The sequence below is a fragment of the Acidovorax sp. NB1 genome, from assembly GCF_005405905.1.
Classification (GTDB): Bacteria; Pseudomonadota; Gammaproteobacteria; order Burkholderiales; family Burkholderiaceae_C; genus Acidovorax.
Genome location: NZ_BJHU01000043.1, coordinates 17,991 through 31,509, shown reverse-complemented (window position 1 = coordinate 31,509; position 13,519 = coordinate 17,991). Strand labels below are relative to the sequence as shown.

14 protein-coding genes are annotated in these 13,519 nt (G+C 67.0%); 11 read left to right on the top strand and 3 right to left on the bottom strand.

What is annotated here, in order from left to right; genetic code table 11:
* Window positions 1–12 precede the first annotated feature (12 nt).
* The gene (locus AvAM_RS21135) at window positions 13–1,101 is read right to left on the bottom strand and encodes a DUF6817 domain-containing protein (protein ID WP_137748923.1); all 1,089 of its coding nucleotides are present in this window, start codon (window positions 1,099–1,101) and stop codon (window positions 13–15) included.
* Window positions 1,102–1,411: 310 nt separating this feature from the next.
* On the opposite strand from AvAM_RS21135, the gene AvAM_RS21130 reads away from it, so the two are divergent.
* The 8 genes from AvAM_RS21130 to AvAM_RS21095 all read left to right on the top strand — a co-directional run bounded on the left by AvAM_RS21130 (window position 1,412) and on the right by AvAM_RS21095 (window position 8,384).
* Window positions 1,412–2,083, top strand: coding sequence for a helix-turn-helix domain-containing protein (locus tag AvAM_RS21130; protein WP_137748922.1), 672 nt, complete (start codon window positions 1,412–1,414; stop codon window positions 2,081–2,083).
* Window positions 2,080–2,601, top strand: a complete 522-nt coding sequence (locus tag AvAM_RS21125; RefSeq protein WP_137748921.1) for a GNAT family N-acetyltransferase — start codon at window positions 2,080–2,082, stop codon at window positions 2,599–2,601. The genes AvAM_RS21130 and AvAM_RS21125 overlap by 4 nt, the downstream gene beginning before the upstream one ends.
* Before the next feature lie 264 nt (window positions 2,602–2,865).
* On the top strand, window positions 2,866–3,570 hold the full coding sequence (locus AvAM_RS21120) for an HNH endonuclease (protein ID WP_137748920.1): 705 nt from the start codon (window positions 2,866–2,868) through the stop codon (window positions 3,568–3,570).
* 303 nt (window positions 3,571–3,873) lie between these two features.
* Window positions 3,874–4,353 carry a VOC family protein gene (locus AvAM_RS21115; RefSeq protein WP_137748919.1) on the top strand — a complete coding sequence of 160 codons (480 nt, stop codon included), beginning with the start codon at window positions 3,874–3,876 and terminating at the stop codon, window positions 4,351–4,353.
* A gap of 5 nt (window positions 4,354–4,358) precedes the next feature.
* Window positions 4,359–5,018, top strand: coding sequence for a response regulator transcription factor (locus AvAM_RS21110; protein ID WP_137748918.1), 660 nt, complete (start codon window positions 4,359–4,361; stop codon window positions 5,016–5,018).
* Window positions 5,015–6,370: a HAMP domain-containing sensor histidine kinase gene (locus tag AvAM_RS21105; protein WP_137748917.1), complete on the top strand. Its 1,356-nt coding sequence runs from the start codon at window positions 5,015–5,017 to the stop codon at window positions 6,368–6,370. Before AvAM_RS21110 ends, AvAM_RS21105 begins: the two co-directional genes overlap by 4 nt.
* Before the next feature lie 98 nt (window positions 6,371–6,468).
* Window positions 6,469–7,662 (top strand): serine hydrolase, encoded by a 1,194-nt coding sequence (locus AvAM_RS21100; RefSeq protein ID WP_137748916.1) that lies wholly within the window; start codon window positions 6,469–6,471, stop codon window positions 7,660–7,662.
* An 11-nt stretch (window positions 7,663–7,673) separates the two neighbouring features.
* Window positions 7,674–8,384 (top strand): YkgJ family cysteine cluster protein, encoded by a 711-nt coding sequence (locus AvAM_RS21095; protein WP_137748915.1) that lies wholly within the window; start codon window positions 7,674–7,676, stop codon window positions 8,382–8,384.
* A 63-nt stretch (window positions 8,385–8,447) separates the two neighbouring features.
* Here AvAM_RS21095 and AvAM_RS21090 read toward each other — a convergent pair whose 3' ends face one another.
* Together AvAM_RS21090 and AvAM_RS21085 are read right to left on the bottom strand one after the other, a co-directional pair.
* Complete coding sequence (locus tag AvAM_RS21090) at window positions 8,448–9,026, bottom strand: DUF1566 domain-containing protein (RefSeq protein ID WP_249368274.1); 579 nt, start codon at window positions 9,024–9,026, stop codon at window positions 8,448–8,450.
* A 100-nt stretch (window positions 9,027–9,126) separates the two neighbouring features.
* Window positions 9,127–10,101: a LysR substrate-binding domain-containing protein gene (locus tag AvAM_RS21085; RefSeq protein ID WP_137748913.1), complete on the bottom strand. Its 975-nt coding sequence runs from the start codon at window positions 10,099–10,101 to the stop codon at window positions 9,127–9,129.
* 188 nt (window positions 10,102–10,289) lie between these two features.
* On the opposite strand from AvAM_RS21085, the gene AvAM_RS21080 reads away from it, so the two are divergent.
* From AvAM_RS21080 to AvAM_RS21070, 3 genes are all read left to right on the top strand, one after another.
* Entirely contained in the window at window positions 10,290–11,381 is a 1,092-nt protein-coding gene (locus AvAM_RS21080) for a tartrate dehydrogenase (protein ID WP_137748912.1), read from the top strand.
* A 95-nt stretch (window positions 11,382–11,476) separates the two neighbouring features.
* The gene (locus tag AvAM_RS21075; RefSeq protein WP_137748911.1) at window positions 11,477–12,481 is read left to right on the top strand and encodes a tripartite tricarboxylate transporter substrate binding protein; all 1,005 of its coding nucleotides are present in this window, start codon (window positions 11,477–11,479) and stop codon (window positions 12,479–12,481) included.
* 42 nt (window positions 12,482–12,523) lie between these two features.
* On the top strand, window positions 12,524–13,297 hold the full coding sequence (locus AvAM_RS21070; protein WP_137748910.1) for an N-acetyltransferase: 774 nt from the start codon (window positions 12,524–12,526) through the stop codon (window positions 13,295–13,297).
* Window positions 13,298–13,519 lie beyond the last annotated feature (222 nt).

The following is a 13,519-nucleotide window of genomic DNA, read 5'->3' as shown; positions in this document are numbered from 1 at the left end:
CGCCTCAGGGGGTCACCCTCTTAACGCCACATTGTTCAGCTTGTCCAGCCGCTCGGGCCAGGTGCCCTCCACTGTCGCGCCCTGCAGCAGGATGCGCGTCCAGGCCACCCAGGCGTCCCACTGCACGCGCTTGTCCCACGCATTGCCCCAGGCGCAGAACAGGTGCAGCGCGCTCTCGGCGGCGGCCTTGGCATCGTCCTTGCGGCCGGCCGACAGATACAGCTGCGCCAGCACCATCTGTGGCTCGCCCACCCAGGGGTTGTGGCGCACGGCGCTTTCCAGCACGCCAGTGGCCACGTCCAGGTCCACCAGCGGCTGGTCTTGCTGGATGACGGACCAATACAGCGACGTGGCTGCCGCCTCGTCGGCCGCAGACAGGTACTGCGAGCAGTGCGCAAACACGGGCGGCATGGGCAGCACATCCTTCAGCCCAGGGTGCTGCAGCGCCTTGGCCAGGCCATTGATCTGGTGCACCATGCGCCCCGACGGCCGCATGGGCCCGGGCCAGAGCGACGCGGCCCAGTGCGCCTTCTGGCTACGGTGCTGCACCTCGGGGAAGCGCGAGAAGATGTCGTCTTGCCAGCTGAACCACTGCTCGATGGTGTCGGCCATGCTCACGATGATGAAGGCCGCCACCTCGTAGGGGGTGAGCACGTGGTCCTGCCCATCCTTTTGCAGCACCAAGCTGCCGTCGGCCTCCAGCGCGTGGGCCAGCACCTTCTGCACAAACTGCGTGCGCGACTGGGTGCAGAACAGGTAGACCAGGTGCTCGGCCGACTCGCCCGCGATCTCGCGCACCCGGGCGCGCTCCTTGGCGGGGTCGAACTTCACCAGGTCCACAAACGCATTGCCATACACGCTGTGCAGCAGGCCCAGCAGGCGCACATCGCGCGGCTGCTGCCACACCGTCAGCGTGCGCGTCACGCCCACCAGGTGGTGGCGAAACGTGCCCGCCTTGTGCCAGTCCTGCCCCACATTGCGCGCCAGCACGGTGGGCAGCACGGGTGCCAGTTCGGGGTCGCGGGTCAGCCACTCGTCGTCGAGCAGCGGCAAGGCGCGGGCAAACAGGTCGGCGTCCAGGGGGTGAAGCGGCAGGGTCATGGGGGGTTGTCTCCGGTGTTCTGGTGCGATCCGCCATATCGGGCAGCCCGAAGGGATCGGCGGGTGGGTGAAGAAAAATGCAAAGTACACACAGTATCAGCATCGCCCAGGGCCCGCGCCAGCGGGCACACCCTGTGGGTTACAAGCAAAAATGGGCCTTACCGCGCGACTGTATTGCCCAACCAGCTATCAAAAATATAGTAAACACCCACAACGTAGCGCATAACGGCGCGCCGTATCTCGCCAAAGCGCTCTGGTGGATTTCGGCAATTTCCAGTTTTGTGGATTTAATTTCCAATAAACTGCCGCCATGGACATCCACCACCACATCGCCCAGCGGCTGCGCGAACTGCGCAGCGCCCGGGGCTACTCGCTCGACGCCCTGGCCGAACGCAGCGGCGTGAGCCGTTCCAACATCTCGCTCATCGAGCGCGGCGAAAGCAGCCCCACGGCGGCCGTACTCGACAAGCTCGCCATCGGCCTGGGCGTAGCGCTGGCCTCGTTTTTTGACGACAGCGCTGATGGCGGTGAAGGCAATGAAAGTGCCGCAGCCCCCTCCCCCCACATCAGCGCCGCCGACCAGCCCCGGTGGCAAGACCCCGCCTCGGGCTACGTGCGCCGCCGCCTCTCGCCCCCTGCGCCTTCGCCGCTGCAGCTGGTGGAAGTCGTCTTCCCCCCCGGCCAGCGCGTGGCCCTGGACTCGGCCGTGCCCGGCGCCGACATCCACCAGCAGGTCTGGCTGCTGGAAGGCCACATGGAGCTGACCGTGGGCGACACCCTCTGGCCGCTGGCTGCGGGCGACTGCCTTGCCATGCAGCTCAACCAGCCCATCGTGTTCCACAACCCCGGCACCGTGCCCGCGCGCTACCTGGTCGCGCTGGCCACGATCGCGCCCTTTGCAGGGTTCACCCCGCGCAGCCCGGCCCCTGCGCGCGCAGTTGCCCCCACTGCCACCACCCCAACCGCCCGGAGACAACCATGACCACCACCATCCGCCGCCTGGGGCCCAACGAAGCCGCCGCCAGCGTAGGCGCGCTGGCCGATGTGCTGATCGACTGTGTGCACGGCGGCGCCTCGGTCAGCTTCATGGCGCCCCTGCCCCGCGACAAGGCCCTGGCCTTCTGGCGCGGCGTGGCCGACGGCGTAGCGCGCAACGAGCGCGTGCTGCTGGTGGCCGAAGACGCCAACGGCACCATCGTGGGCACCGTGCAGCTCGTCACCGCCATGCCCGACAACCAGCCCCACCGCGCCGACGTCGCCAAGATGCTGGTCCACCGCCGCGCCCGCCGCCAGGGCATCGCCCAACAGCTCATGGCCGCCGTGGACGACGCCGCGCGTGAGGAGCGCAAAACCGTGCTGGTGCTCGACACCGTCACCGGCGGCGACGCCGAGCGGCTGTATGAACGCGCAGGCTGGCAGCGCGTGGGCGTGGTGCCGGACTACGCGCTGATGCCGGATGGGGCGTTGTGCGGGACGACGTTTTTTTGCAAGAGGGTGTGAGGGAGCTGCGCGGGGCGCGTTGCTGCAGCAGGCCGGTGTCCTTGGGTTGCCCATCTGGTACCCAAGTTTCGCCTGCTCGCGGGCTATAGTCCGCCCGTTGCAAGTCTGCCGGGTTTCTTATATTTTTTATATCTGAGTGCTCTCACAGCGCAGCGACTGCAAACCCAGGCTGCAAGCCACGCTCAGGAGGAGTCAGTGGCCAGAAAATCTCGCACGATCCAGTTTATCCCGCAGGTTTCGCGGTCTAAATTACGTTAGGCTTTTATGAACGAGAACCTCAAAACCGACCTCTCCCATATTTATGATGGATTGGTAAAAGCAGTTGACGGAAACAGAAGCAACACATACTGCTTAAGCTTGTGGAGTAAGTTCATTCGAGAGCGAGATGGACACCGCTGCGTTATTTGCAACTCCAAGAATGGCCTTTCTGCCCATCACATAATTCGCAAAAGCTTTTGGAAATATCTCCGATACCAGACTGGTAACGGAATTACGCTTTGCCGCGTATGCCACAAAGATCCGCACGCCGGCTTCAACGGGCGGCCTGACCTCAACCAACCTATGGACGCTCAAGGCGGCGAAAAAATTGATTTATTCACAGGCTACTTAGGCGCGCTAGTGATTGACTCCAGCAGGCGCAATCTATTTGATGAGCATCTTTATTATTTTAGCGATAAGGCGCTACATGCATTCAGAGAGATACAAGGAATACCTGATGATGCAATTTTTAAAGGTCGAAAAATTGAGCAGGCATATCAGATCTGGAACCAAACACCTAGAGGCATGTTAGAAGCCATCATGCAGTCAGTAGGGGTCAAACTACCCGACAATTACGTTCAAAACGAAATTGCCACAATCCACTATTCCAGCACTTTAAAAAAGGAAGACGGCTCTCCTGCAGACGTGCTTTATTTCAGATACATCCCACCGACAGAGTTCAAGGAAAATCCTGATGACGCCGAGGAATAACACCAGGTTGCGCATCTATCTGCAGCCTAACTTGGGCGTTGACTCAGAGCCCCCTCACTCCTGCAAAGCCGCTACCAAAAAATCAAAAACCGTCTTAAACCGAAACGACGTCCGGTGCCGCTGCGCATGAACCGCACGAATATCCACGTCCAAGCGGCTGTACTGCACCAATAACTACATCAACCAACCCGCCGACAGGCATTTCCGCGCACCCACTCCGCGCGCAGCAGCGTGCCGCGACTCCCAAAGCCCACAACGGGTCCATGAGAAAATCCGCCCCCCTCGCCGCCCCCGCCCTCCTCCATGCAACTCACATTCAGCCACGTCGATGTCCTGGTCCTGAATCTGGAGGAGGCCTGCGCCTACTACCAGGCGGTGCTGAACGCGCAGATCTCCCGCACATTGGTGTGGGAGCGCGACGGGCTGCATGTGCGCTACGCGATCGCGCGCATGGGGGTGGAGCGGTTCATGCTGGTGCAGCCGCTGGCGGGCAATCTCAAGGAGCTGCTGGACACCCACGGGGACGGCACCATCTACCGCCATTGCTACAGCACGCCCGACATCGAGGCGGCCTATGACGCGCTGGTGGCCCGTGGTGTGCAGCCCGAGGACGAGAACGGCAAGCCCCTGGCCCGCGACCAGTTGAGTGCGCCGGGGGGCAACCGGATCCTGTGGCTGCCCCGGCGGTTTGGAAACTTCTCCATCGAGCTGCTGGAGCAAGCCGGCCTTGAGCAGTTCATCGCCGATGCCTTTGCGGGCGTTGAAACCGGCGCGGCGCGCTGAGCCCCATGCACATCCTGCTGATCGAAGACGACCTGGACCTGGGGGCTTCGCTGGTGCGGGCGCTGCAGCAGGACGGGTTCACCGTGCAATGGCTGCGCCGCGCCCACGATGCGCCCCTGCAGCTGGACGATCCGGGCTGCAGCGCCGTGCTGCTGGACCTGGGCCTGCCCGATGGCAGTGGCATGGAGCTGCTGCGCCGCTGGCGCCGTGCCCAGGCAGCCGCACCAGTGCTGGTGATCACGGCACGCAGCGCGCTGCAAGACCGCCTGGGCGGGCTGGACGCGGGGGCGGACGACTACCTGGTCAAGCCTTTTGACATCCCCGAGCTGCTGGCGCGGCTGCGGGCGGTGCTGCGGCGCACGGCCGCGCAGTCGGGCGAGCAGTGGCAGTTTGGGGCCCTGAGCGTGTGGCCCCGCAAGTGCCAGGCCCAGCTGGGCGGGCAGCCGCTGGAGCTGACGCCGCGCGAATTCCAACTGCTGCTGGCGCTGGCCCAGGGCGGTGGCGATGTGGTGCCCAAGCGCACGCTGGCCCAGCGCCTGGAGCCCCTGGGCGACCCGATGGACACGGCAGCGCTGCAGGTGCACATCAGCAACCTGCGGCGCAAGATCGGCACTGAGCGCGTAGGCACGCTGCGGGGCGTGGGCTACTGGCTGGAGTCGGTGTGAAGAAAACCCTGGGCCTGCGGCTGGTGGCAGCGTTGCTGCTGGCGTTTGCGCTGATCAGCGTGCTGGTCATCGCGATGAACTACTGGAACGCCCGGACGGAGCTGGACAAACAGTCCACTGCTGCGCCTCTGGCTTCGGTGCTGATCAAGTCGCTGGATGCGCTGGACGATGCCGAAGCCGCCACCGCCGTGCTGCAGGCCTTCATCGCCGAGCTGAACCGCGTCCGGCAGGAGGTGGTGCCTGGCAGTGCCAGCGTCTCCGTCCGGCTGGAACGCCATGGCGGCGGCACCGTGTACGAAAGCGGGCGCGACCTGCGCAACCAGACAGCCCCCACCGGGCTGAGCCGCCTGGATATCGATGGCCATCCCCATGTGGCCTACAGCGCGCAAGGGCAGCGCTGGAACCTGCTGATGCTGGAACCCCTGCTCACCGACCTGGAGCTGCTGGAGTGGCTGCTGGGCGAGGTGGGGATGTCGCTGCTGATCGCCCTGCCCGTGCTGTTGCTCACGCTGTGGCTGGCCGTGCGCAGCGGCTTGCGGCCCCTGCGCCAGTTCTCGCAGCGCATCGAGGCGCTGGACACACGGCGCGACCTGCAGCCGCTGGATGCGGACCTGCGCTATGCCGAGCTGCAACCGCTGGGACGGGCCTTTGATGCATTGCTGGCCCGCCTGCGCGAACACCTGGCGCTGGAGCGCGCTTTTGTGCACGACGCCGCCCACGGGCTGCGCACGCCGTTGGCGGCGTTGTCGGCACAGGCGCATGTGCTGCTTGGCAGCCCCGACGAAGCCAGCCGCGCCGCAGCCGCCCAGGCGCTGCAGCAAGGCCTGCAACGCGCGGCCCACCTGGGCCAGCAGCTGCTGGACCTGTCGGCGCTCGACCCCACCCGCAGCGGCGATGCGCAGGACATTGATGTGTGCGAGCTGGCGGCAGGCGTGCTGCTGGACGCCCATGCCGATGCAAAGCGCCGCAAAGTCACCCTCGCCCTGGAAGGCCCGGAGTCGCTGGCCTGGCATGGCGAGCCGCTGCCGCTGCAGTCCATCCTGCAGAACCTGGTGGACAACGCACTGCGCTACGGCGCCACGCGGGTGGAGCTGTCGATAGAGCAGCACCAGGGCGGCATCCGGCTGGCGGTGCGCGACAACGGGCCGGGCATTGCCCCGGCGCTGCGCGCGCAGGTGTTCGAGCGCTTCTGGCGCGGCACGGGCCACGACGAACCCGGCACGGGCCTGGGCCTGGCCATCGTGGCCCAGGCGGCCGAGCGCCTGCATGCGCGCCTTTGGCTGGACGAGGGACTGGACGGGCGGGGCGTGGGTTTTGTGCTGGACCTGGGTGGCATGCAGCCGGGCAGCTGAGGGGTGCGCAAGGGGCAGCCCCTGCGCGTTTCTTTAGGGAATCTTTAGGGCACCGTTTTCAGAATCGGCGGCTTCTTCTGATTCTGAAAAGCCCCGGCATGACCCCCTGCACAGCCCCGCACCTCACCCGCCGACACGCCCTTGCCTCAGCGCTGGCCCTCACATCCCTGACCCTGCTGGGCGCCTGTGGCGGCGCAGAAGGCGACGAACTGCGCGACCCCCGGCTGTTGCTGGAAAACCAGGCCCTGCGCGAGCGCGCACAGGCCGCCGTAAACGCGGGCCTGGTCGGCGCCGTGTTTGGCAGCCAGCGCGACAGCGCCGACAAACTCTACCTGGGTGCGGCCGGGCAAGCCCGCTTGAAGGGCGATGCCATGACGGGCAGCGAATCCTTCCAGCTCGCATCCCTGTCCAAAGCCATGACCGCCGCCCTGGTGGCCCACTGGGTGGAACAAGGCAAGCTGCGCTGGGACAGCCGCCCCACCGACCTGCTGCCCGAAGCCGCCGCCAAGCAGCACCCAGCCTACGCCAACGCCACCCTGGCGCAGTTGCTGGACCACCGCAGCGGCCTGCCCACCTTCAACGACCCGGCCGAGGTTGCGCGGATTGCCGACTTTGTGGCCACACTGCCCCTCCCCCACCCTGCCACCGATGCGGCGCGGCGCCGTGTGCTGTCGGGCTGGCTGCTGTCGCTGACGCCCGTGGTCGGTGCCGGGGAGTTTGCGTACTCCAACGCGGGCTACACCGCGGCCGGGGCCATGCTGGAGGCCGCCACGGGGCAGGACTTCGAAACCCTGATGCGGCAATGGGCCGAGCCACGCGGCCTGCAGCCGCAGTGGCAGCCCCCTGCCAACGCGGCGCAAGGCCATGAGGGCCCCGCCCCGGGCCGGTTGCTGCCCGCCACCGCTTTTGCACCCGAGGTGCAACCCTGGGTGGATGCAGCCAAGCCGTCGGGGGACGTGTGGATGGGCCCCGCAGGCTATGGCCAGTGGCTGGCCGAACACCAGCGCGCCTTTCAGGGGCGCAGCCACAGCCTGCCTGCGGCCTATGTGCAGCGCCTGCGCACGCTGGGCCGCGGCGACTACGCGCTGGGCTGGGAGGGCTCCTGGCTGCACGGCAAGGGGGCCCTGGTGCACAGCGGGGCCGACCAGGGGTTCATGGGCCTGACGGTGCTGGCACAGGACGGGCGCAGCGCCTACTTTGCGCTGACCAACACCTTGAGCGTGGAGCCCGACAGCACCAGCTGGGTGATGGATGCGCTGAACCGGGGGCTGCTGGACCTGCTGAACCGCTGACCTGCGCCACCATGCATCGCCAACAAACATCACCCCCTGCAATCCCCACCCACCGCATGGTCCAGGAGGCCCCGGTCGATGCGGGCGACTTTGCCGACTGGCTGGCCCACACCCTGCAAGGGCTGCACAGCGGCACCACGGCCCCGGTGCCCTGCGGCGACTGCCGGGGGTGCTGCACCTCGGGGTACTTCATCCCCCTGACACCGTCAGACTCCGCCGCCGCCATGGCCATCCCTGCACCACTACTGAGCCCGGCCCCGGGCATGCCACCCGGCTACCAGGTGCTAGGCCGCACCGCCCAGGGCGCCTGCCCCATGCTGGAGCACAACCACTGCAGCATCTACCCAGCAAGGCCCCAGGCCTGCCGCGCCTACGACTGCCGCGTGTTCGCCGCTGCGGGCATGGCCGCAGGCACAGACAGCTTTTCGCGCATCAACGCCAGGGTGCGCGCCTGGCGCTTCTCGTATGGCAGCCACCAAGCGCAGGCCGCCCACCAGGCCGTGCAGGCGGCAGCCCGGTTCATGCAGGAGAAGGCATCGGCCTTCCCCGGCGGCCGCGTGCCCCGCAGGCCAGACGAACTGGCCCTGCTGGCCCTCAAGGTGCATGCGGTGTTTCTGCGGGCGGATCTGCCCACCCTGACCGACACCGCCATCGCGGCAGCCGTCATTGCCTCTAGCCGCGATTTCGATGCCAGAGGCCCCGACGCCCACCCACGGCAATGAGGCCCGCAGCGTGCACCACTCGCCCCCGGTGCCTGCGCGTGACCTGCGGGCGCAGGGTGTGGATCACTGCACAGGCATCGGCCGCACCAGCCGCACCGGCAGCCTGCTAGCCCGCGCCGCATCGCCCCGCGCCTCGCCGGTAGACAGGTTCACGGCCCAGCCGTTGATCATGGCGGCCTGCCGGGCGCTGTCACCCGCGCGGCCTTGGGCGATGTTGCCGTAGGTGTATTGGTTGACGCTGGGCGCGCTCACGTTGCTGGTGGCCGACCAGTGCCACTGGCCTGGGGCGGCGGGGAACAGGATGGGGTTGAGGCCCGGCGGCGAGAGAGATTTGTCCACCAGCCGCTGCAGCTCGGCCGCGCGTGGAATGCGCCAGCCCACGCCTTCGGCCTTCCAGCGCTCGGTGGCCAGGGCCGTGGCTTCGGCGCGGTCCAGCAGCTGGGGTTTGCCGGTGCAGGTTTTGCCGGTCCATTGCATGCCTTCCACGCAGCGCGGCCAGGCCAGGCCCGCGCGGTGGTCCAGCACATAGGCGCCGTCGGTAGACAGCGACCAGTCTTGCGTTGCGGTGGAATCAGCAGCACGCACAGGCAGGGTAACGAAGGCGCCCACCAGCAAGGCAGAAAGTAGCGGGAGTGGTTTCACAGTCAATAGCAGGCCAGGGAAAGGCGGTTGAAGACGGCAGGCTCAGCAAGTTGGATAGCGACACCCTAACCACCCCACCGGATCGGCGCCCCCCCGCAGATCAAGAAAGCTGCATTGCGCTTTTATTTGGCTTACCTGGCTTGGCGGGCACGCCAGCCGGTGCCCCCGATGCTGCCAGCGCCTCGGCCAGAAACCCCACAAACGCCTGCACGCGGGTGGAGAACTGGTGGCGCTGGGGGTAGACCGCATAGATGTCGGCCGCCGGGGTCTGGTAGTGCGGCAGCACGGGCTCCAGCAGGCCCTGGGCCAGGTGGCGGTTCACGTCCCACTCGGCGCGCATCACGATGCCGTGGCCCTGCAGCGCCCACAGCACGGCGATCTCGCCGTCGTTGGTGGTGAGGTTGCCGGTGATCTTGATCGACTCGGTGTGCGCCTTGCTGCCGCGCCCGGTGGTCAGGCGCCACAGGCCATAGGCCTCGTCGCCCTGGCGGATGCCGATGCACTGGTGCTCCATCAGGTCGCGCGGCAGGCGGGGCCTGCCGTGGCGGTCGAGGTAAGCCGGTGCGGCGCACAGCACGCGCCGGTTGGGGGCAATGCGGCGGGCAACCACGCGGCCGTCGGGCGGCTCGCCAAAACGCACGCACACATCGTAGGCATCGTCGGTGATCGGCGGTGGGTGCACCGACAGCTGCAGCTGCACATCCACCTCAGGGTACTTGCGCACAAAGTCCGAGATCACCGGGGCGATGTGCATGCGGCCAAAGCCCAGCGTGGCGTTCACGCGCAGCAGGCCCTTGGGGCTGGCCTTGGACTGCACGATGAGTTCATCGAGCGCATCGATCTCGCGCAGGATGCGGCGCGCGTGCTCCAGCAACAGCTCGCCCTCGGGCGTGAGGCTCATGCGGCGCGTGGTGCGGTTGACCAGCACCACGCCCAGGCGCTTTTCCATCTGCGCAAGGTGCTTGCTGACCGCCGCTGTGGAGACCCCCATTTCACGCCCGGCGGCGCTGAGGCTGGGGCTGGCGGCCAGCGCGGAGAAAAAGCCCAGTTCTGTGGGCTGAATGGTGGAACTCATCGAATAGATCTCGCGCAGTCTTTTAACTGCAGGTTAACGATGGATTCACTCTAGCGGCGTTCTGCAAAGGCGTCCAGGCCTACAGTCCTTCTCACCGTTTGGTTTCTCTTGTGTCTCTTTTCCACGCCCGGGCTTGCTGCGCGGGCATTTCCAGATTTTTCTGACTTCTCTTTTACCCAGGCATCTGCATGACAACCTATCAAATCGCCACCATCCCCGGAGACGGCATCGGCAAGGAAGTGATTCCTGCGGGCCAGCGCGTGCTCGAAGCGCTGGCTGCGCGCCACCCCGGCCTGCAGTTCCAGTTCGAAAACTTTGGCTGGGGCGGCGACTGGTACCGCGCCCACGGCGTGATGATGCCGACCGACGGGCTGGATGCCCTGCGCGGCAAGGACGCCATCCTGTTCGGCTCGGCGGGCGACCCGGACATCCCCGACCACATCACGCTGTGGGGCCTGCGCCTGAAGATCTGCCAGGGCTTTGACCAGTACGCCAACGTGCGGCCCACGCGCATCCTGCCGGGCATTGATGCACCGCTGAAGCGCTGCACGCCCAAGGACCTGGACTGGGTCATCGTGCGCGAAAACTCCGAGGGCGAATACTCGGGCGTGGGCGGCCGCGTGCACCAGGGCCACCCCATCGAGGCGGCCACCGATGTGTCCATCATGACCCGCGTGGGGGTGGAGCGCATCCTGCGCTTTGCCTTCCGCCTGGCGCAGTCGCGGCCCCGCAAGCTGCTCACCGTCATCACCAAGAGCAACGCCCAGCGCCATGCCATGGTGATGTGGGACGAGATTGCCGCGCAGGTGGCCACCGAGTTCCCGGACGTGAAATGGGACAAGGAACTGGTGGACGCCGCCACGGCCCGCATGGTCAACCGCCCCGCCACGCTCGACACCATCGTCGCCACCAACCTGCATGCCGACATCCTCAGCGACCTGGCCGCCGCGCTGGCGGGCAGCCTGGGCATTGCGCCCACCGGCAACATCGACCCCGAGCGCCGCTACCCCAGCATGTTCGAGCCCATCCACGGCTCGGCGTTCGACATCATGGGCAAGGGCCTGGCCAACCCCATCGGCACTTTCTGGTCGGTGGTGATGCTGCTGGAGCACCTGGGCGAAGTAGATGCCGCCCGCGCCGTGATGCAGGCCATCGAGCAGGTCACCGCCAACCTCGCCCTGCACACCCGCGACCTGGGCGGCACGGCCACCACGGCGCAGGTGACCGATGCAGTGTGCGCGCTGATCGGCAGCGCACCGGCTGCACGCAAAGCGGCCTGACCGCACATGCCCCAGGCCCGCACAGACGGGCCGGGGCGCCACCCGGCGGGCAAAAAAACAAGGCCGCCGCACCCCCATCCTTTCGGAGACAAACCATGCACCGCCCTACCCGCATCGCCACCCCGCAGCGCCGCCAACACCTGATGGCCCTCGCAGCCGTGGCCGCCGCTTGCCTGCTGCCCGGCACGGCCGTCCACGCGCAGGCCTGGCCCAGCAAACCCGTCACCATCGTCGTGCCGTTTGCCGCAGGCGGCACCACCGACGTGCTGGCGCGTGCGCTGGGCGAAAAGCTCAGCACCGCATTGGGCCAGCCCGTGATCGTGGAAAACCGGGGCGGCGCGGGCGCCACCATTGGCGCCGACTATGTGGCCAAGGCCGCACCCGACGGCTACACCCTGCTGATGGGCGCGGTGCACCACACCATTGCCACCAGCGTCTACAAGAAGCTCGGCTACGACTTTCAAAAGAGCTTTGCGCCCATCACCACCGTGGCCCTGGTGCCCAACGTGCTGGCCGTGAGCGCCACCACACCCGCCAAGGATGTGAAGGAACTCGTGGCCCTGATCAAGGCCGCGCCCGACAAGTTTTCGTATGGCTCCAACGGCGCGGGCACGGCGCAGCACCTGATCGGCACGCAGTTCTCCACCGCCATCGGCCAGCCGCTGCTGCATGTGCCCTACAAGGGCAGCGGCCCGCTGACCACCGACCTGCTGGGCGGGCAGGTGTCAATGTCGTTCGACACCATCACGCCCGTGCTACCCCACATCAAGGCGGGCAAGCTGCGCGCGCTGGCGGTGACCACGGCCAAGCGGTCTTCCTCGCTACCCGACGTGCCCACGCTGCAGGAGGTCGGGTTTACGGGCTTCGATATCGGCACCTGGTTTGGCGTGCTGGCCCCGGCACGCACGCCTGCCGATGTGGTGGCCAAGCTCAACACCGAGATGGTCAAGGTGATCCAGTCGCCCGACTTCAAGAAGCGCATGCAGGACATCGGCGCCGAGCCCATCGGCAACACACCCGCGCAGATGGCCGAGCAGATCGCCAGCGACACCACCCGCTTTGGCAAGCTGGTGGTGGACAACAAGATCACGACCGATTGATTGAGCGTGATCTGGCGGGGGCGGGTTGGTATAACGCCAGCCATGACGCCCACCACCATCGAGCCCACCGTCCCCGCCGCCCTGATCCGCGCCCTCGAAGAGCGCGCCTTCAACGCCTGGCCCGCGCGCCAGACAGTGTTCCACCGGGGCTGGGTGTTCCGGCTGTCGGGCGGCTACACCAAGCGCGCCAACTCGGTCAACGCACTGCTGCCCGGCGCGCCGTTTGACGGGGTGCGCGAGGCGGCCACCACGCTGTATGCGCGGCACGGGCTGCCCGCCGTGTTCCGCATCTCGCCCCTGGCCCCGCCCGAGGCCGACCAGGAGCTGGCCGAGGCGGGCTACCAGCACTTCGACCCCTCCCTGGTGTTGCACCGGCCGCTGGCCCTGGGGTCGGCCGGCAAGCCTGATGGCAGCACCCACATCAGCACCACGCCCACCGCCGCCTGGCTGGAGGGTTTTGCCGCTGCCAACAGCGTGCCCCTGCACCACCGCGCGCTGCACAACAGCATGCTGGACCACATCGCCCACCCTGCCGCGTTTGCCCTGCAGCACGATGCGCAAGGCCAGCCCGTAGGCTTTGGGCTGGCGGTGCTGGAACGCGGCGCCGTGGGCCTGTACGACCTGGCCGTGGCGCCCGAGCACCGGGGCGGCGGGCGCGGGCGCGCGCTGGTCACCGCCCTTCTGCACTGGGCGGCAGAGGCCGGGGCGGCCAGTGCCTATTTGCAGGTGCGCGCGCAGAACGTTCCGGCGCTGCGGCTGTATGAATCGATGGGTTTCAAGACAGCGTATGGCTACCACTATCGGGTGCCAGGCTGAGGGGGGTTCAGCCCCCTCTCCCCTCGCGGGAGAGGGTTGGGGAGAGGGGGTGAATCGATGCGGCGTGCCTGCGCGCCCCCTCTCCCCGGCCCTCTCCCCGGCCCTCTCCCACGAGGGGAGAGGGAGTGAAGACAGGGGCGGTCATGGATGCGGCTATTGAGACCGTAATCTGAAGAAAAAATGGCCGCCTGCGCGCGTCCATCATCCCTTTATAGCTATTAA